Raw genomic sequence first — 19931 nt, 5'->3', positions numbered from 1 at the left:
CGTGGATAATCAGAATAACTGGATAATAATTGCTCGATTTGGGCGACCTCATGGTGTTAAAGGTTTGGTTACGGTGCACTCTTTTACGGAACCCCGTGATAATGTTCTGAAGTATACGAATTGGCATGCCTTTATTGATAATAAATGGCAGCTTATTAAATTAATACGTGCTGAAGTACAAAACAAATCTATTATTGCCCAGATAGAAGGTTATCATGAGCGTGAGTTAGTAGCTCATCTTACTAATATAGAAATTGCAGTACACCAAGATCAGTTGGAACAATTGAAGCCTGGTGAGTATTACTGGCATCAACTTATAGGGATGAGTGTGATTAACCAACAAGGTGAGTCTTTTGGAACAGTCACTGAAATAATTCCTACAGGTGCTAATGATGTGCTGGTTGTAGAAGGTAATAAAAGACATTTAATCCCTTACTTACCTGGCCAATTTATATTAGATATTGATCCCAACCAGAAATTAATTACTGTTAATTGGGATGTGGATTTTTAAGTGGTGCTTCATCTTGGAGTCATTAGCCTAATACCCGAGATCCTTAGTGCGTTGAATTATGGCATATCGGGTAGAGCCATAGAGCAAGGGTTAGTAAAAATTGATTTCTGGAATCCAAGAGATTGGTCCTCTAGACCTTATAGACAAGTAGATGATAAGCCTTATGGTGGTGGCCCTGGGATGGTTATGATGTATGAACCTTTGCAGGGAGCTATTTTGCAGGCACAAAGTCAAATGCCAGGTCATTGTAAGACGATTTATCTAAGCCCTCAAGGCAAGGTAATTCGCCAAAATGACTTAAATCAGGTGGCAAATGAGAAGCAACCCCTGCTATTTATTGCAGGACGGTATGAAGGAATTGATGAGCGCATTCTTCAACAGTATGTAGATGAAGAATGGTCTTTAGGAGATTTTGTTTTAAGTGGTGGTGAGTTAGCAGCTACGGTATTTATCGATGCAATTATTCGCTTAATACCAGGCAGCCTTGGGCATCTTGGTTCAGCAGAACAAGATTCATTTATGAATGGTTTGCTGGATTGTCCTCACTACACTCGACCGGCAAAGGTTGATGGATTAGGCGTTCCACCTGTGTTGTTAGGTGGTAATCACAGAGATATTGAACTGTGGCGAAGAAAACAGTCTCTAGGTAAAACTTGGCTTAAGCGGCCGGATTTACTTGAAAAAATACAGTTAAATGACGCAGACAAGCAATTGCTTGTTGAGTTTAAGTTTGAGCACGGTGAGTCCTAGAAGATGAACCAATTTGAGGAGCAGTCCATGACTAATATTATTGATCAGCTGAATGCTGAGCAAATGCAAGGTAAAGAAATCCCTAATTTTAATCCAGGCGATACTGTTCTGGTTCAAGTGAAAGTAATTGAAGGTAACCGTGAACGCTTACAGGCTTTTGAAGGTGTTGTCATTGCTAAGCGTAATCGTGGTTTGAATTCTGCTTTTACTGTTCGTAAAATTTCTCATGGTGTTGGTGTTGAGCGTGTGTTTCAAACCTATAGCCCAATTGTTGATAGCATTACTGTAAAAAGACGCGGTGATGTACGTCGTGCTAAGCTTTATTACCTACGTAACTTGGCTGGACGTGCTGCACGCATTAAAGAAAAATTAACTGGCAAAAAAGAAGGCTAGGGACTTTATTCCTTAACTCAAAATTTTGTTAAAAATTATTCGTAATCCCCACAATGTGGGGATTATCATTTATGTTATAGATAAAAAAATTCATGATTTTCTAAGCTCTTTCATCAATCACAACAATATCACCATCTGCTGCTTTTTTACCGCTTGGATACCAGAGTGTAAAGCAATTAGTAAACTGTTTAGTACTTAGCTTTCTCATCACGAGCTATCGTATCATCAACAGGAATGCCATTCTCATAAGTCAGAAACTGCCTTAACCACTCGAGCTTAAGTAAACCGAAATCTCTGATTGTTCCAGCCTTCACCTCCATAAATTGGAGCACTAATAATAAAAAATAATTTCAATTAGCGGATAGTGCTTAATTCTATAACACCACATTAGGTTACCAAATTGGATAAATTATACTCCTTATGCTATATCTTTAATAAGGGTGTGTTTTTAATTGTTAATTTGTATTTTAAATGAGGTGTAATATGCAAGATAAGCAAGATAAGCAACAAGGGTATAAATTTGAGAATCCTAAATTATTTTTTACTCTTCCATTCTCAATTATTACGTCAGCGTTTACGGGTTCGAAACCGCCGGAGGAATTTCATTGTCCACAGAGGAAAGCATTACATGAGCATTGTTCCAAGGTGCAGGGCTTTGATAGTTATACGGTTCCACCAGTAAATATTGAGTTGCATCATGAAAAAACACCTTTGACTAAAGAGTCATTTCAGGCTTTAAAAGATGATATGGATCATACAGCATCGTGGAAACCAACATTTTCAGATAAAGAACGCGTTCAATTTTATAGGGAACAATCGGAACATCAGACCAAAATTAGTAAAAGCTTTTTTGAGGCCGGTGAACATGAAGGAGCGTTCATGCATGCTAGATTGTCCGATTTCTTTTCATGTAAAGCAAAGACAGTTGATTTTGGGATCCGACTGGGTAATCAAATGGATCAGGAACTGTCAGGGAAAACACCACCGATAATAACTCAAAATTGGTAATTATAGAAATAGGGGGAATTTATGATACCTAAGGATACAATAATGGGCCGTCAAGGTCTGAGTTCAGGAGTGCATACAAAGGATTGTGCACTTCTTTCTTTAACTCCTAAAGAACAATTTTTTCCGTACTTAGTCGACATTGCTGAAGATATGCTTGATTTACCGGAGGAGGAAACGAAAAGATTACTTGATCCTTCTCTTCTTGAAAGCCATACAGTTCCCGTTTGTATTCCCCTGCTTACTAATCCTGATGATTTACTTTTGTTTATTAAAAATAATAGCAAGATATTATTTGATTTAATGTTAACTGCTTGGCCATTTAAAAACGCGCAATGGGGTTTTACTAATAAAAATAGTGCATTAATTGAAAATCTTGTTGATATTAAATATTTCCCAATAGTGTATAAAGCGATTACGAAACGGGTTAAAAATACGTTGGATTTATCAGTAACGTTCGTTGGTCCGACCAAGGCTTTGGTTGATTATATCATAGAGAGCTTGGCCTCAAAAAAAATGACTCGAAGTGAAGAGGAATTAAGAACTTTGCAGTTTACTCTAGCAACTGGAATCGCTATTGTCACAAATACATTAGAAAAATCAGCAAATCAGAGTACTGAGGACTATCTTTTGGCAATAAATGATTCAAAAAACTATCTAGCTGCTCTTAAAGATAAGAAAGTAGAAACTCTTTTTAATTTTTATTTTAAGAGCAAAGATGAATATCCTCCAAACAGTAGTGATGAATTTTTGCATGTTTGGTTTGATACAAAAACCTATCAGGGAATGTATATGTTTCCTGAACCAGCAATCGCAAAAAAATATGCTTAAAGTTACAGTGTTTATAGGATGGAGTGGAACGTTATTCCGATATGATGCGGACTTTTTCGATAAAAGTGTTATAAATGTTGATAGGGATTATATTAAGAAAATCCCTATAACATTTATAACCTCAAACTCAACCTATTCCAAGTTTAAATGATGTGTCTTCATCAAGAGAGTAGTGTTTTCTGAGATATTCCATCGCTTCTGGAATAAGTTCCTCACATGGTTTTACTCGTTCCCCACCATTAAGGTTTGCATCAAAGAAGCGACATTTTGATGCACTTTGCTTTCCAAGATATACTTGATGATATTTATCTTTTTGATTTAATTCAAATGTCATTAACATATGGTCTTTATCTTCTAAAGTTTTACTGACTTTTTCTGGGGTTAAACTTTTAAGAGAATGGTGTTCGTCTCGATGCTCTACCTTATTTTTATGAAAAGCATGATGCTCATCTTCACCTGGATTTTGGGCTCTAAAATCAATTTCTTGATTTTCTTCAATTATGGATTTCTTTAAAAATTGCTTACCATCTTGTAATTCTTGGGTTGGATCTTGTTTATTTAGTAATAAATCTAAATAGTGATTTGACATTGGTTGACACATCCCAACAGCTTCACCATCATCGTTAATGGCTTGCCCACTTTCCATTAACATATCAAATTGATTCGTAAATGGCTTGATGCCTTGCAGTCTTTTAAATAATTTTTCTAGCATGTAAAACTCCATATTAAGGTGAGTGAACAACAAATAATGTTGCACTTAATTAATACTTAAACAGACAACACTTATTATACAGAACTGTACAATAATAAGTCAAATTTATTTCCATTAGCACTAAAATTACCCTTTAATGATTTTGTGTTAGATCTCTTCATAGATGCTCAATGATACAGTAGTCGAAAAAAAATATGCATGAGAATATGCTAACGTTCCCATGCATGTTATTTGACACCTTAGAAAATAGTACAGTTCATGCTATTTTGATTTTGGATTTCTTGTAAATCAATTGTTGGTAATTTTTTTTCTAGTTTATTAGGCTGTATTAAAGAAACGAGCTTTAAATGCGTAGCAGAAATTTTACCATTATTATCGATAACATTACTTTTTAAGTTTAATGGAATTTCAGCCTTAATAATTAAAGGAGTATGCCAAACGGGATCTATACCTTCAATGCCATCCATAGAAGACATATAGGTAAAACTTAACTCTGAATGTCGTTTGGAAATTGTTAGGGCATATTTTTGAGCTTCTTCTGCAGAGCCAAATACCTTAACCTTTTCGCTTCCTTTAGGCAGCGCATTGATTATATCTTTCGTTGGATCCTCGTTATAAAGATATTCAACGCTACGTATGATGCCTCCTTTGATATTTTGCATTTCTACTATCCTGTTACTCACAACGTAAACTGGACTTTTAACTAATCCGGCTTCCTCTAAAATCATTTTTTTAATAAATTTAGGGGGCCGAGCGTCCTTGCTAATAACTCTATTAATAGACATTAATGTAGTTAAGGTTGCATTGTTTCTCGCAAAAATATCATCTTTAGCTCTCATGCTAATCTCCTGTTGTCTTACTAAAAAAGGTTTTTAAAACTAAGGAAAAGCACGGGATTGTCTATTTCCTTGGTTTATAAAACCAGAAAATCACGACATACCCGTTTAATGAAAGCGATTAAACTAAACATCACGCAAAGTGATGTCAGTTCTCTGACTTACTCAGAGAAGATATCATCATTATTTATCATAAAATGAGGCATTATAATATCATAATGATCAAACAAAGTACAGTATGTATTTAATTTAATATTTATGTTGAAAATTTAAGGCAAAAGTTTTCAAATGAATTTATTATTTCTTTAGGATTTTCAAACCACGGATAGTGTCCTGCGTTAGAAATTTCTTTCAGGAATATATTATTTCTTTGGTAGAGATTATTATTTTTAAAGAGTGATATAGGTGTAATATGATCATGAGATCCTGTGATAATTAGGGTTGGAATTTTCTGAGGTATCCAGGTGGCTTTATACTTTTTAGAATCAAAAAGTTCGGAGGATTGAACGTGAGCTGTATTATTAATAGGTAATTTTTCGAACAAAGCTTTTCCTTCACATAATGATTTTTCATTGATAAAGCAGTACTTAGCACAAGCTACTAAGAGTTGCCTTAAATTTTCATCATCTGGATTTGCGACATACTTTTCTTCAGCTTTAAGAATGGCTTCGTCTGTATGATTTTTACAGTATTCCACAAATGTCTCTTGCCATGATGAGTCTGGCGCAGAACCTATCAATACAAGACCCTCTAAAATATGTTCAAGTTCGGGCATAGTTTGAACATACATCCCAGGAGTAGAATGTGCTACTAGTATTACTTTTTTAAATGCTGTAGTGGCTTGGATAATTGCATGGTGTAATTTTGCGAGAGATTTATCTTTTAAAATATTTGAACCGTCATTAGGCAAATCTAAATGCCAAATAGTACCAGGGATTTTGTCTTTCAGTAATTGGGTTAAATCTGCGATTGCCTCTGAGCCAAGGCCTGGCCCCCCAGGAAGAAATAACCAATTTAGAGTATTTTCTCCGCTTTGATAAGACAATCTACCACCATCCAATGTCCATAAGTATTGTTTCATAAGACTAGTTACCTTCAGATAAATAATATGTCGAGCTTAGATTAGGGTATGTTGACAAACGGCTTTGCATCTTGCAGGGCTGAATGTTATGGATCAACAGCGACCCTATAAGCAGTGGAATCTAATGGTCAACAGACGCTAAACAAAATGGCTTTATCTTACTAAAAATGTGAACTTAATCACAATAAATAATACCTAAGATAAAACAGGAGAAATTAAACTTGAGGGGTCTCTGATTGTCCCGAAATCAACTCCCCAATGGATTTCTTATGCAAAACCAAATTAAAAAAACCGATTCCTATTCCCGTCACCCAACGCCAAGTATTGTCCAATGCTGATGGTGGGGAAAGAGCATCTAAATGCTCTTCTTCCCATTTGTCAGGGTGAAGTTCACGCAGTGCATTCACATATTTAGTAATTTCATCGGCTACTTTGGGCGTAAACTCAAGTTGTTCGTAGATGTAGGTAAGAAAACGTTTTGCCAAGCTTAATCGGGCAGTATGAAGCTCATCCTGTTCTTTTTTGGACCGCTCTAAGTGTAAAATATAATCTTCAAGAAGATATCTAAGTCGGGTAATTGCATGGATTTTATGAAAAATAACATTTACTTCATGTTTATTGCTATTATCTACCCACTGAAAAAACTCGATCTGTACTCCAACTAAACTGCTTCTGTAAAGCGATGGAGATAATTGTTTACTGCATTGTTCTATTAGCCGATTGATTTTTCTTCGAGTTACTTTGGGAGAATCTGATTGCACACACAAATTATGTTTATGAAAAACTATACATAAGAATAAAGCGACTATAATAGTTTTGAATGCATAATCTAATTTTCCTTGTAACGGTTTTGATTCTAAATCATATACTGCGTGTAAGAGCGCTAATTTTTTGGCATCTTCTTCTGAATAACCATTAGTTAACCATTCAAAAATCAAAGAGTTTGTTGTATCGTCTGCGTCTAAAATATGATCATTCTGAGTGTACTTTTTTGTAATAAAATCAACCCATTCTAAAAAAAGAAGATAATTCCCTTCACGAAGCGCTTTAAGATATTCGGAACTGGATGAAAGCATGGGTGTCCTTGACTACTTTTTTTCAATCATATCCTATAATTAAAAAACATAAACATGGAAATGGTGCACACTATGAAAAGGAAATGGTATGTGACTGTTGTTTTATCTCTTTTGCCCCTTCATTTATCCTTAGCAGCAAATTGTGATTTAACCCATTTTCGTTGGGAATGTGATTTGCCTATTCATGTTAAACCTAAACCAGCAGCTTCATCACTTGTATATTGTGGCAACTCTTACGGATATATAACGAAACAAGAATATGACATACTCGCACGTTATCAACGTGCTAATGTCAATATGGTTCTAGATATTAATGGTGAATATATAGACAGCCCTTGTATCGGGGCACAAAGGTAGTAAAATAGAACAAGAATTTAACGTGAGTTTCGTCTATGCGAACCTGGATTTACTTCGATCCGTTCGGGCTGAGGAAGCGCATAGCGCTGTCTCGAAGCCTTAGTACGAATTTTCAAGTTCTGGGCTAAGGCTTCGAGATGGCATGAATGCCTCCTCAGCCTGAACGGTTCGCAATGAAGGCTGGATCTAAATAGATTCTTTATTAGATCTTTGGCTCCCGTGGACAAGCCACGGGAAGTAGGCACAGCCCTTAACCGAACGTGAGTTTCGGATAAGAGAACGTGGTTTTATTTTGAGCCGTTCAGGCTGAGGAAGCGCATAGCGCTGTCTCGAAGCCTTAGTACGAATTTTCAAGTTCTGGGCTAAGGCTTCGAGACGGCATGAATGCCTCCTCAGCCTGAACGGTTCGCAATGAAGGCTGGATCTAAATAGATTCTTTATTAGCTCTTTGGCTCCCGCGGACAAGCCACGGAAGTAGGCACGACCTAACCGAACGTGAGTTTCGGATAAGAGAACGTGGTTTTATTTTGAGCCGTTCAGGCTGAGGAAGCGCATAGCGCTGTCTCGAAGCCTTAGTACGAATTTTCAAGTTCTGGGCTAAGGCTTCGAGATGGCATGAATGCCTCCTCAGCCTGAACGGTTCGCAATGAAGGCTGGATCTAAATAGATTCTTTATTAGATCTTTGGCTCCCGTGGACAAGCCACGGGAAGTAGGCACAGCCCTTAACCGAACGTGAGTTTCGGATAAGAGAACGTGGTATTACTTTGAGTCGTTCGGGCTGAGGAAGCGCATAGCGCTGTCTCGAAGCCTTAGTACGAATTTTCAAGTTCTGGACTAAGGCTTCGAGACGGCATGAATGCCTCCTCAGCCTGAACGGTTCGCGATGAAGGCTGGATCTAAATAGATTCTTTATTCAATGCTCGCGTTAATTTAAGAAATACTTTGAGTTTGAGATCTAGGTCTCATTATCACGCTCCCTTGTTTTATTGCAATGCATCAACTTAAAATACGACGAATATATGATCATTGAATTGGATGGTATCTCCATTGAAGTAACACGAAAAAAAATTAAAAACATGCACCTGCGTATTTATCCCCCCGATGGTTTGGTTAAAGTAAGTGTGCCCTTAAAGTTTAGTGAGCAATTAATTCGACAGACCCTACAAGCCAAGGGAACATGGATTCATAAACAACGTGAACGCATTCGTAGCCGCTCAATTATTGAAAGTGATGAGTTAGAAACAGGGACTACTGTACCTTTTAAGGGAAAGCAATATCTACTCATTATCCAGGAGCACCACGGCCCGGTACAAATTAAAATAAATGATGAACTGATGTATTACTATATCCAACCAAATAGTTCTCATGAACAAAAACAAAAGCTTCTTGATAATTGGTATCGATATCAAATGCAACTCTTAGTGCCTGATTTAATTCGGCAATGGGAGTATATCGTTGGTGTAAAAGTGTCTCAGTGGGGAATAAAAAAAATGAAAACACGCTGGGGCTCATGCAATACTAAAGCCGCGCGCATATGGTTAAATCTTAATCTTATAAAAAAACCTCAAATCTGCCTGGAGTATGTACTTGTACATGAATTAGTACATTTGCTTGAGCCCAGTCATAATAAACGTTTTTATCAATTAATGAGCAAATTTATGCCAGAATGGCGCCAATATGAATTTCTACTTGAAGGACGTGCACTTTGATCGATTCTGAATTACTTATCCATAATCTTTGTACCAAAGGATTCCATATTATTGAAGATTTTCTTGAGCTTCATCAATGCCAATTAATTCAAGTAACAGCTCAAGAAATGTATGCACAAGGATTATTTCGCGGGGCAAAAATTGGTCTCAATTTAGAATCTCATAAAAATAGGACTATTCGCGCTGATGAAATTTTTTGGCTGGATGAACATGAAGAAAATTCAGCAATACAAAATTATTTAAAACGAATTCAGCAATTAGCTCAGCTCTTGAATCAAGAACTTTTTTTAGGTTTACACGAGTTTGAAACTCATCTTGCTGCATATCAACCTGGGTCTTATTATAAAAAACATGTCGACCAGTTTGCTACGAAAAAAAATCGAAAAATTTCCTGTGTATATTATTTAAATAAAGACTGGTGCGCTGAATTAGGTGGTGAATTAAAGCTTTACAATCAAGAAGAACAATTAATTCAAGTTATTTTACCTCAAGAAAACCGTTTCATATGCTTTAATAGCGAGTTGCCCCATGAAGTATGCCTTACTCATCAACCTCGATACAGTATTGCTGGATGGTTGAAGACTCGATCCGATCTTATGTGTTAAGAATTCTACTTATCTTTTTAAGATAAAAAATAGACAATTTTGAATTGATCGCTGTTGTTATCAAATACGTAGTGCCGCTATTTTTAAATAAATAGCTATTTATTATTAATATTGTGCTAAAATAATTCTATTTTTAAAATTTAAATACTTGCTGTATTGGAGAGCATTTGTGAAATCTCGCAAAAATGTACATGATTTTTTTAGCACTGCCATTAAAAGTCCATCAGACTCCAAAATTGAGAAAAAAGTTCAGTTCATAAATGACGCTATAAATAAAACTCAGCATGAAATTAACACAATCCAAGAGAATATAGATAAATCAGAAATTGGAATAAAATTGTTACAGTTGTTTGAGCAAATACAAGTTGATGAACGAACTTTAAAATCAGTAATAGAAGAAAAGAAAGAGGGGTTGCAAGCATTAGCACAAGAATTACTTAATATACATAAGAAAGAATATAAAATTCTTGAGGAGAAATTAACGAAGCTTGACAAACAACTTAATGGATCAAAAGAGTTATTAGAAAAATTAAATCAACAATTAAAAGAAGTGTTGCAATCCTCTGTGAGCATTCAACCCTTCTAAGAAGCAATTGGAAAATTTTTTCAAGATAAAATAAGTCTGAACGTATAGGCTCATTATCTTCATGATGGATTAAGTTTTAAAAATCGGCGTAATTTACCGGAAGGAAGGTATTCAAACTCGGATACTTCAATCAATTTAACTTGAGGTTTTACAATACCTAGGTTACTTAATTGAGCACAAATATGATTTTGTAATTGGATCTTATTCACATAACCAGTAGTTAAGATTTTAATATCTACTCCATTTTTTGTTTGAATTACTTGATATTCACGAATATTTTTTTCATGTAAAAGTGGGGTTACAAAAATTAAGTGATGTACAAAAATATTTCCAGGATAAATGAAATCAAACTCAGGACGCCCTTGAGGTTCGGCAATAAGTTGATGCTGGATCCCGCAAGTGCATTTTTTATCTAGAAATAATAATTGGTCAGATACCTCATAACGAATAATTGGTAATGTATAGTTATATAAATTAGTAAAATAAAGTCTATAAGGGACAACCTCTTTGTGCACGGGCCTATTCAATTCATCAACAGGCTCAACAATGCACGCATCGTCGTTTAAATGCATTACTTCACTATCTGCACAGCAGTTCATTCCAAATAAACCTTCAGATGTTCCATAGGTATTAAAAACAAAGACATTTGGCCAGACTTTTTTTATTAATTCGCGGATCGGCTTATATAAAGGTTCTCCTCCAACACAAATAACCTTGGGTTGAATGAGGAGATGCTCTTTAAGCGCTTCGAGACATAATTTATGGATAGTGCTTGGCGTACCTTGTAAAATATCCGCTTGGGTCGTATTAAGATGAGCAATAATTTGATTAAGTGGCAATGTAATTGGAAAATAATGAGTTTTTATATTATCAAATTTGTAGGTTAACGAAAGTGAATAGATAGCATAAACAGTGTTAGTAACAATAACCTGAGCAATTGTAGTTTTTTGTGTGGGATCAATTAAAATTTGAGTGCGATCATGATTATAAAGGGGATGACGTATAATATATAGGTAATATTTATTCCATTCTTCCCAATCATAAATAAAAACACCTCTTGTCCCACTAGAACCACCACTAGCCAATACATGATAGCGATCATGAAGATATAAGAGATTATTGTGACGTCTCATTTTTGCAATATGTTTTTCAACCAGCGCTAATGAAAGTTTCCGATCAGTAACAATTGCATCCCAATTTTTCATGAAAGTAATTTTATCCATAATGGGAATCTCATTTAATCGTTCTTCCGTGAAATTCTCAACATCAATATGAGCCAATGCTTTTTGATACCATGGGGAATTTAACTTGGCATGGATGAGTAATTTCCTAAGTTGTTCATCTCGTATTTGTTGTAGTGTTTGGGCGGAACAAAAAAGTGCATCCTGATACTCTTGATATTTTGTGAGCATATCGCTTGTTTGCTGAATGGTCATTTGCTCCGTATTTTGGAGTTTATATGAACTCGGAGATAGGATAAGGGCTCGATTTAAGCGACGTATGAAATCAAATAAAGACACAGTCAGCTCCTTGGTCAATGTTTTCTCTTACGTGTCAATCCTTGCTTAATTTTTTCCAAAAGATCATCCATGCTTTTAAATTTTATATCAGGATATACATAAAATAGGGGTTGCTCTATGCCTCTATTTTCCATGAGAACAGGGATAGCCTTACTTCCTTCCAATGCTAAGACTGGTAGTGTATATAATTTAATTTTATTATTTTTAGTTCGCATAAACACCCCTATACCATGCCATGGTTGAACGGGGTCACCAAATGCTGTAGTTATTAATACTGCCAATTGTCCGGGTTTTGCATGAATGGTCCACCTAATATGATCAGGAAAACAGGTACTAATGGGTTCTTGAGGTAAATCTCTGTCACTGCGAACTTCTGCTAAATAACATATAGTAGCGTTCCATGCTTCCTGAATCATGGATTGTCGTAAATATTCAAAAAGCTTGGCTTGGGATATTTCAAATGCTTGGGTATTTGTAATAAATGTTTCAACTTGCTTAAAATCTGTTGCGGTTAATCGAGTATAAGGTTCAAATAAATGCTTGGTCAGCTCAACATAAAGCTCCTCATAATTTTTCTTATGAATACGAGCATAATTTAAAAGAGTTGTATAATTAATTGTATAGATTAATGACTTAAATAAAGGGATATACCGTCCTTCAGGATTGCATAATTCAGGGTCAGGATCCGCTTCAATCGCTTTATAAAGTGCGTGGGGCATGTCATAGGGATCCAATAATGGTTGCATTAAATTTAAATAAAAATCGTGTACCTGTGCTCTAATGGTTGCTTTTTCTAATTGCATTTTAGAGGGAAGAAAATCCAAAATAACCTCTTGATAATCGATAATTTCTATATAATTTGCGATATTTAATTTTTTTATCCACCAACATAGATGAGTTTGATAAAGATCAATTATCTCTTCAGATTCATTTAAAAACTGATTAAAGCGTCTGCCATCACAAATGATTGTAAATGAAGATAGTGATCTATTTGCATCAACGGCTTTTTTACGATAAATAGAATCAATGGTTTTGGCAATTTCATATAAACCAAGTAAAAAATTGATTTCCGATAAATCAGGTAAAGGCCCCCTAGATTTAAGTGGAGAAGAAGACTTATAAGGCAAGGCAGGAATAACCATTTTTATGGGTTTTTTCTCCTTCACCAATGTTCTTATTTTTTCAGATAAAATGATGCGTGAAGAATTTGCTTTTGAACCTTTTAAAAATTGACGATCAAACATCACTTCAGTTATTTCTTCGCTAATGCCTATATTGTCTGGCGACTGTAAGCCATAGTTTTTATAGTTCTTTTTAGCTCTTATTGAGGCAGCAGAAACTCGCTCTAAAATAAATTTCTCTGATGCCTGTAATAGTGCAGGGAGTAGATGTTCAAAAAATAGATTTTCGCTTATGGAAACAGCATTCTTGGTAAATTCTTGGCTGCTGTAAAGCTGAAAATGGGACTTATGATTTATTTCGTGCATAAAATGTGCACTGATAACAGCCTCCCGTTTTTTATTTAAACCAATCTGATAGGTTGATTCAGTGTTGTCTAGAGTTTCGTCTTTCATAAATTTACTTCAGTACATACAGATATATTGATTTAAATCCCTTATTTCTTGAAGAGTACGACAACCTGTTAATTTCATTACGGCCTCAAACTCTTCACGCAATAAAGTCAACATAGACTGAACACCTTTTGCTCCATCAACAGCTAATGCCCAGAGAACGGCTCTACCGATTAATAAAGCATCTGCACCTAAAGCAAGTGCTTTAAAAATATCAGTTCCTCGTTGAATACCACCATCCATCAATACGAGTGTACGTCCTGCAACCACGTTAACAATTTCTGGTAATACAGTAATTGTAGCCTGAGTTGTATCCAGTTGACGGCCTCCATGATTGGATACAACGAGTCCTGAAACTTTTAACTGACAAGCTCTATCTGCATCCAAAGGATTAAGAATTCCCTTTAGAATAATAGGTAGTTTGGTCAGGGATTGTACCCACTCGATATCGTTCCAAGTTACAGAAGGATCAAGCTCATGAGCAGTAAAATCATAAAGAACTTGATGACTCACTGTGCTTTTAAAATTACCAGTAGTCAGATGATTAGGAAGTACGAATTGGTTACGAACATCTCTGTCTCTTTTTCCTGTAATTGGAGCACCTACAGTAATAAGTATGGCTTTATAATTTGCTTTTTCAGCACGTTGAATTAACTCTCGTGTTAATGCTCTATTTTTAAAAATATAAATTTGTAACCAAAGACGCTCATTCTTTGAATCCGTTGCGATGTCTTCAAGCGCGACATTTGACATTGAACTGACAATCATGGGAATACCACAGGATTTAGCAGCCTTGGCTGTACTCACTTCACCTTGTTGATCTACTAATTGATGGAATGCTGTTGGAGCAATGAGCAATGGATAGCTTAATTCAACATTTAAAATTTTAGTCGATAAATCGACTGTTGAAACATCCCGTAAACACAATGGTCTTAAACTAATATTATCAAAAGCCTTGCGATTGTTTCGCTTTGTTATTTCATCACAAGCACCTGCATCAATAAAATCAAAAATTTTTTTGGGAAGTTTTTGTTTTGCTAACAATCTGTAATCAGATAATTTTACAGGATTCATTACTACACTCGTTTTTTGTTGAGCTGACTCTAATAGGGGCATTTCGTTGTTATCCAAATTGTTTCTCTTTAATGGAAAATAGTTCTAATTGGAAACTTAGCACGGTTTACCTCTTTATCCAAAGAATAGCGTTTCTTATTATTTTTTCCACTTTAAGAGCACGAATTAAATCCTTATGAGTTTAGAGTTGCAATGAGAGTATTACTCTTTATTAGATTGAAATTATGAATAATTTTTAAAAATTAGATCGCTTACATAATATATTTTTTGTAATTTGCAGAGAAATTTGATACAAATTTATTGAATTTTAATCGCAATCGATATTAAATGGACTTGTATGCCTCCAAGGAGAGGGAGAATTAGAATGGCAATTAGTAAAGAATTTTTTAGAATATTTGGTCATTTTGTTATGAATTACAAACAAAATGGCACACCCGCATTTTACAATTGGGCTAAAGAACATAATCACAGCATCATTAGCCATTTCTTGGAGGAAATTCTTTCTATTGTAACTTTAAATCAAGATACGCTTCATGATGCAAGTATTATTGAAAACTTGAGCATCACTATCCTTTTGTCTGCTAAAAGCAATCCTTATTTAATGAATTGTTGGATAGGCTTTCTTGAGGAATATAATACTGCTGCAAAACAATATGCTCCTATAGGCACTATAGAAATGAATATTGGTCCTTCTGGAATTTCTTCTGAAAACTTGATTCGCAATCTTAAAGACGCTTTAATTGCTCAGCAAACAGCTTTTGCTTCAACTCAAAAAATACATCAAAGTGAAATAGAACAACTAAAAAAACAAATCTCTGATCTACAGCAAGCAAATAATCAATTAGTGTTACAAAATGATCAATTAAAGACTCTAGTTGGCGATCGAAAGACTGTAGAAGAAATGCATGAACAAATAATAACCGCCCAAAAGCAATTATTATCTGTCTCTCAATTACTTGGTACACTTTATGAGACCACAAAACAAAAACCAGTTATTGAAATCCTTCCTCCTTTAACAACCACTCCGATTACGCTGACTGTCCAAACTGAAGAAACCGTACAATTATCTCGAGTAGTATCACCTAAAACTATTGAAAAAGACACAGTCATACACAATGAAATAAGTGTCATATCCGATAAAATAGAAACGCCTGCTCCAAAAGATCAACACCAACCCAAAATTCCCCCAACCCCAAAAACTCCTTTTATTTTAGAAAAAACATCAACACCTACAAAAGAAGCCAAAATAGAGACAAAGCCAATTTTGGCCAATCAAGCATTTTTTACGCCACTAAGTAATGATCAACTGCTTGATGGAATAAATGGAGCCCTAGAAAAAATGAAAAAGAGGAAACAAGCGCTGGCGCCACAACTCGATGAAGAGGAAAAAAAAAAATTATCCTTCCAGTGATAGCGGGCCCCCTGAGTTAGTGGCCCTTTTTAAAAAATTACGGGAAATTAGAACTGTTGTAGAATATGATGATGATTCATCATCAGAGAGCGCGACACTAGATCCGGATTGGTGACACCCTGCTTTCGAATAAATACGATTATTGTGTATAATGATATTTTTATTTTCACTTACCCTTATGCACGCTTTAGAAATTAAACAGCTGTCCAAAACTTATGCTAATGGTGTTCAAGCGTTGAAAGGTATTGATTTAACCATTAACACCGGTGACTTTTTTGCTTTGCTGGGCGCCAATGGTGCGGGAAAGTCAACTACCATAGGTTTAATAACTACCTTACTCAAAAAAACATCCGGTAACCTCTGTATTTATGGTTATGATTTAGAAAAAGAACCTGAAAAAGCCAAATCCTGTTTAGGACTTGTGCCCCAGGAAATCAATCTTAATATTTTTGAAACCTGTGAACAAACTTTATTAAATCAAGCAGGTTATTATGGAATTTCCCGAAAAAATGCACGCCCTCACGTTGAATCATTATTACAACAATTAGGGCTTTGGGAGAAACGGTATTCTATAGCACGCCATTTGTCTGGGGGTATGAAACGTCGACTTATGATTGCCAGGGCTTTAGTACATAAGCCCAAGGTATTGATTCTTGATGAACCTACAGCGGGTGTGGACATAGAAATCAGACACAGTATGTGGGAGTTTTTAAGGCGTACGAATGAGGAAGGAACAACAATTATTCTTACGACTCATTACCTTGAAGAGGCAGAGCAATTGTGTAAGAACATTGCCATCATTGATAAAGGAGAAATCATAAAAAATACTTCAATGAAGGCTTTATTACAAACATTGCGGCATCAAACTTTTATTTTTAATACCGAAGATCGCATTGATACTTTACCTGATTTACATCCTTTCAAACCATCACTCATTGATAGTACTACTATAGAATTAAGGGTTGATAATCACTTAAATTTAAATGACGCATTCGCGCTCTTCACCAAGCAAGGAATACGGATTCATAGTATGCGCAATAAAACTAATCGCTTGGAAGAGCTTTTTTTGGATCTCATAAAAAATGGCCATTAAAAAACAACTTATTGCACTTTATACTTTGGTTAGGCGCGAACTTGTTCGGATGTTTCGTATTGCGTCACAAGTTTTTTTACCTCCGGTAATTACAACCACACTTTATTTTCTTATTTTTGGCAGCTTAATAGGGCCTCGCATTGGTAATATTGATGGAGTGAGTTATCCAATGTTCATTGCTCCAGGACTAATTATGATGTCAGTAATTGTTAATTCCTATGGTAATGTATCCTCTTCATTGTATAGTGTTCGCTTTCAAAAAAGTATCGATGAGATGCTTGTCAGTCCTATGCATCATGGCCTTTTACTTCTAGGCTACGTTTTAGGGGGAGTATTTAGAGGATTAATTGTCGCTTTTTTAGTTTTTCTTGTCGCCAGTTTTTTCTTAACCATTGAATTAAGCCACTTGCCTATGACTCTGTTAGTGGTTTTATTGGTGTCTGCAATATTTTCACTGGCAGGTTTCACTAATGCCATGGTTGCCCGTAATTTTGATGACATTATGCTTATTCCCACGTTTGTGTTGACACCACTCACTTATTTGGGGGGGGTATTTTACAGTATCACCATGTTGCCAGAACCTTGGCAGAAAATATCCTGGTTTAATCCTATTTTATACATGGTTAATGCACTGAGAAATGCAATGATAGGCCAAAGTGAAGTAAGCATTTCTTTGGCTATAGGTATTATTTTTCTTATGTTAGTTTCACTCACAATTCTCAATATGATTTTGTTGAAAAAAGGAATAGGATTACGCGAATAATCTCATTTTCCTATGATAGGAACAAATCCTCATACTTAAGTTGGAAATCTAATAAAGGATATTGATAGGTATACATAAATGTTGGTGATGGTTGAAATTCTGGAAGTTTCATCATCCATCCATGAATAAAGGTAAAAAGAAGCTGTCGACTGTATTTGTAATCTTGTTCTGCCCCGGGTATTTCTATTGCCAAATACTTCTTCTTATTATTTTCGAACATTTTTTGCCGGATTGCCAGTTCTTGTTTCACGAAGCCGAGATCAAATTGCCCTATAATATCAAAAATGGGTATATTTATTTCAGGCTTTTTATTTAAAGGCTGCTGTATATGATAGGCCGAAAGCAGAATTAATCCTTCGATTTTTGGAGCTTGCGGTTTGTCGAAATAATCTAAAGTTTGCTGTAATTGTTCTCCGTAATGCAACACTACGATTTTCATGAACTTTTGCTGCCTTAACGTCATAATGACCTCAGGGAGTTGTTTCATCCAAGGTATGAAATTGCTTTTATCATCCTGAAGTAAAGTTACCATCCATCCATTTTCTGCTAATCGGTGCGCTAAATAATCCAATAAAGTGGAGGATTGAGAATGGCTTCCGCCATTAACAAGAAGTACGGCACCAAGTTGTTGTTTTTGAGAAAGCCAACAAGGCACATGAAAATGCTTACCATTAATATTAATCTCAAGCATATTTGTAAAAGCAGCCGAGACCATACAACACCATAGCAACATTATCCTTATTATGTAATTCATATCATCCTAACAGATTGCTACTGGAATAAATTTATAAAAATCGTCAACTTAAGTACGCCCGGATTAGACGCAGTTGTAATCGGGGAATTTTATGCCACATCCCCTAATTACGGCTTTGCCTAATGGCGGGCTACTAAGTGGTGGTTTAAATTTAATCTGAAAACACGACACCCTGTTGATCCAACATCAATCTTGCCTTTTCCGCTAGAATTTTATGTGCTAATCCAGTGGGATGTACCAAATCAAAAAATAAATAACCGGTACAAGTATCTTCTTTCATTTGAGGTTTAGCTGCGGCGGTCATTTTTAAGACTGACGTTTTAGTGATATTTTCATCAAATTGAACACAAGTGTTGGTGATATTAGTAAAGCCATAGTCTTGTGGACGGTCTATGACGTCTTCAAAAGCTTGATGCAGATCATAATAGAGCCATTCTACATCGGGATATGCCTCTTTAAAACTATCAATTGATTGACTTAAGATATGATTGTGTTGTTTTGCAAAGTAGGTCATCTCATCTATAGTGTCAAATTCAATCGCAGCAGGAGTGCGACCCAAATCGGGCAAATTTACTACCAGGATATGCTTCGCACCTTTTTCTACTAAGCGTTGTAAACTACGTGTAATTCCGAGATTAACATCATGTAGTGTTTTTTCAACTTCAGAAGGCAATCCAAGATAATTATTAGCACCTATCCATACTACAAAAAGGCTGTCTTCACTGGCTTTATCATTATGCGCCAATAAATAATTATTAACCTCTCTTCTTAAAGTAAATAATACATCATCGGCTCCTTCCTCTTCAGAAACACCAGCACCTCCGAACGCATAATCAAATAAATGAGCGCTAGGATTTTCAGGAAAATAAGAGGCAATCACATGTTCAATCCAGACCGGCCCATTAGAAAAACGACCCTCATAATAGGGAGGGGATTGTGGGATTTGTTTTTTCATAAACTCATACAAATTGCCATTATCAGATAAGCTATCTCCAAATATAACGATATTATGAAGAGGTGTTGCCGAAATAATCCCAGAAAATAAAAAAGCACTTATAGTTGCTAACAGTCTCATGAATACCCTTAATCTTAATCCTAAAAAAGCAGTAGCCTTTAATAACTATGACTGACTCCTGCACTGATTTTGAAGAGTTTATTTGATTGTTTTAAAAACAAAAACACCGGCATTATATTATGAAAAATCATTGATAAGCAATTTTTTTACTTCAACATGGAATATAAAATTTTTAATTATTTATCATAATGTTACATGAAATTGCTTATTATCTGGA

Annotated in this window: 21 protein-coding genes; 12 read left to right on the top strand and 9 right to left on the bottom strand. The window is 35.5% G+C overall.

Annotated features, from left to right (window positions below; genetic code table 11):
- The first annotated feature begins 1 nt into the window (after window position 1).
- From rimM to DYH34_RS14565, 5 genes are all read left to right on the top strand, one after another.
- Window positions 2–511 carry a ribosome maturation factor RimM gene (gene rimM / locus DYH34_RS14590; RefSeq protein ID WP_058464794.1) on the top strand — a complete coding sequence of 170 codons (510 nt, stop codon included), beginning with the start codon at window positions 2–4 and terminating at the stop codon, window positions 509–511.
- Window positions 512–1261, top strand: coding sequence for a tRNA (guanosine(37)-N1)-methyltransferase TrmD (trmD, locus tag DYH34_RS14585; protein ID WP_058464793.1), 750 nt, complete (start codon window positions 512–514; stop codon window positions 1259–1261).
- Window positions 1262–1288: 27 nt separating this feature from the next.
- A complete protein-coding gene (gene rplS / locus DYH34_RS14580; protein WP_058464792.1) occupies window positions 1289–1654 on the top strand; it encodes a 50S ribosomal protein L19 in 366 nt (121 codons plus the stop codon).
- 483 nt (window positions 1655–2137) lie between these two features.
- The gene (locus DYH34_RS14570; RefSeq protein WP_058464791.1) at window positions 2138–2662 is read left to right on the top strand and encodes a hypothetical protein; all 525 of its coding nucleotides are present in this window, start codon (window positions 2138–2140) and stop codon (window positions 2660–2662) included.
- Window positions 2663–2704: 42 nt separating this feature from the next.
- Window positions 2705–3490 (top strand): hypothetical protein, encoded by a 786-nt coding sequence (locus DYH34_RS14565; protein ID WP_238589485.1) that lies wholly within the window; start codon window positions 2705–2707, stop codon window positions 3488–3490.
- 127 nt (window positions 3491–3617) lie between these two features.
- On the opposite strand, the gene DYH34_RS14560 is transcribed toward DYH34_RS14565, so the two are convergent.
- From DYH34_RS14560 to DYH34_RS14545, 4 genes are all read right to left on the bottom strand, one after another.
- The gene (locus tag DYH34_RS14560; RefSeq protein ID WP_058464789.1) at window positions 3618–4202 is read right to left on the bottom strand and encodes a hypothetical protein; all 585 of its coding nucleotides are present in this window, start codon (window positions 4200–4202) and stop codon (window positions 3618–3620) included.
- Between the two features lie 239 nt (window positions 4203–4441).
- Window positions 4442–5041 carry a hypothetical protein gene (locus tag DYH34_RS14555; protein WP_058464788.1) on the bottom strand — a complete coding sequence of 200 codons (600 nt, stop codon included), beginning with the start codon at window positions 5039–5041 and terminating at the stop codon, window positions 4442–4444.
- Between the two features lie 253 nt (window positions 5042–5294).
- Window positions 5295–6119 (bottom strand): alpha/beta fold hydrolase, encoded by an 825-nt coding sequence (locus DYH34_RS14550; RefSeq protein ID WP_058464787.1) that lies wholly within the window; start codon window positions 6117–6119, stop codon window positions 5295–5297.
- 215 nt (window positions 6120–6334) lie between these two features.
- Window positions 6335–7195, bottom strand: a complete 861-nt coding sequence (locus tag DYH34_RS14545; RefSeq protein WP_058464786.1) for a helical bundle domain-containing protein — start codon at window positions 7193–7195, stop codon at window positions 6335–6337.
- Between the two features lie 72 nt (window positions 7196–7267).
- On the opposite strand from DYH34_RS14545, the gene DYH34_RS14540 reads away from it, so the two are divergent.
- The 4 genes from DYH34_RS14540 to DYH34_RS18455 all read left to right on the top strand — a co-directional run bounded on the left by DYH34_RS14540 (window position 7268) and on the right by DYH34_RS18455 (window position 10453).
- Window positions 7268–7552, top strand: coding sequence for a hypothetical protein (locus tag DYH34_RS14540; RefSeq protein WP_058464785.1), 285 nt, complete (start codon window positions 7268–7270; stop codon window positions 7550–7552).
- Between the two features lie 1020 nt (window positions 7553–8572).
- Window positions 8573–9262, top strand: coding sequence for a M48 family metallopeptidase (locus tag DYH34_RS14535; protein WP_058465206.1), 690 nt, complete (start codon window positions 8573–8575; stop codon window positions 9260–9262).
- Window positions 9259–9867 (top strand): 2OG-Fe(II) oxygenase, encoded by a 609-nt coding sequence (locus DYH34_RS14530; protein WP_058465205.1) that lies wholly within the window; start codon window positions 9259–9261, stop codon window positions 9865–9867. Before DYH34_RS14535 ends, DYH34_RS14530 begins: the two co-directional genes overlap by 4 nt.
- Window positions 9868–10036: 169 nt before the next feature.
- Entirely contained in the window at window positions 10037–10453 is a 417-nt protein-coding gene (locus DYH34_RS18455) for a hypothetical protein (RefSeq protein ID WP_238589503.1), read from the top strand.
- Between the two features lie 59 nt (window positions 10454–10512).
- Here DYH34_RS18455 and DYH34_RS14520 read toward each other — a convergent pair whose 3' ends face one another.
- The 3 genes from DYH34_RS14520 to DYH34_RS14510 are packed head-to-tail and all read right to left on the bottom strand — an operon-like array spanning window position 10513 to window position 14675.
- Complete coding sequence (locus tag DYH34_RS14520) at window positions 10513–11973, bottom strand: phenylacetate--CoA ligase family protein (RefSeq protein WP_058465204.1); 1461 nt, start codon at window positions 11971–11973, stop codon at window positions 10513–10515.
- Window positions 11974–11987: 14 nt separating this feature from the next.
- The gene (locus tag DYH34_RS14515) at window positions 11988–13547 is read right to left on the bottom strand and encodes an L-tyrosine/L-tryptophan isonitrile synthase family protein (RefSeq protein ID WP_058465203.1); all 1560 of its coding nucleotides are present in this window, start codon (window positions 13545–13547) and stop codon (window positions 11988–11990) included.
- Window positions 13548–13556: 9 nt separating this feature from the next.
- Window positions 13557–14675, bottom strand: coding sequence for an alpha-hydroxy acid oxidase (locus DYH34_RS14510; RefSeq protein ID WP_238589502.1), 1119 nt, complete (start codon window positions 14673–14675; stop codon window positions 13557–13559).
- A 307-nt stretch (window positions 14676–14982) separates the two neighbouring features.
- On the opposite strand from DYH34_RS14510, the gene DYH34_RS18450 reads away from it, so the two are divergent.
- From DYH34_RS18450 to DYH34_RS14490, 3 genes are all read left to right on the top strand, one after another.
- Complete coding sequence (locus DYH34_RS18450; protein WP_238589501.1) at window positions 14983–16029, top strand: hypothetical protein; 1047 nt, start codon at window positions 14983–14985, stop codon at window positions 16027–16029.
- 178 nt (window positions 16030–16207) lie between these two features.
- Window positions 16208–17122 (top strand): ABC transporter ATP-binding protein, encoded by a 915-nt coding sequence (locus DYH34_RS14495; RefSeq protein WP_058465211.1) that lies wholly within the window; start codon window positions 16208–16210, stop codon window positions 17120–17122.
- The gene (locus DYH34_RS14490) at window positions 17112–17885 is read left to right on the top strand and encodes an ABC transporter permease (RefSeq protein WP_058465202.1); all 774 of its coding nucleotides are present in this window, start codon (window positions 17112–17114) and stop codon (window positions 17883–17885) included. The genes DYH34_RS14495 and DYH34_RS14490 overlap by 11 nt, the downstream gene beginning before the upstream one ends.
- A gap of 10 nt (window positions 17886–17895) precedes the next feature.
- On the opposite strand, the gene DYH34_RS14485 is transcribed toward DYH34_RS14490, so the two are convergent.
- On the bottom strand, window positions 17896–18639 hold the full coding sequence (locus DYH34_RS14485; RefSeq protein WP_083502762.1) for an alpha/beta fold hydrolase: 744 nt from the start codon (window positions 18637–18639) through the stop codon (window positions 17896–17898).
- Window positions 18640–18790: 151 nt separating this feature from the next.
- Complete coding sequence (gene plaA, locus DYH34_RS14480; protein WP_058465201.1) at window positions 18791–19714, bottom strand: GDSL family lysophospholipase PlaA; 924 nt, start codon at window positions 19712–19714, stop codon at window positions 18791–18793.
- Window positions 19715–19931 lie beyond the last annotated feature (217 nt).

The sequence above is a fragment of the Legionella cincinnatiensis genome (assembly GCF_900452415.1).
In the GTDB taxonomy this organism is placed as follows: Bacteria; Pseudomonadota; Gammaproteobacteria; order Legionellales; family Legionellaceae; genus Legionella; species Legionella cincinnatiensis.
Note: the sequence above shows the minus strand (reverse complement) of the source record. Positions and strands in the feature narration are given on the sequence as shown.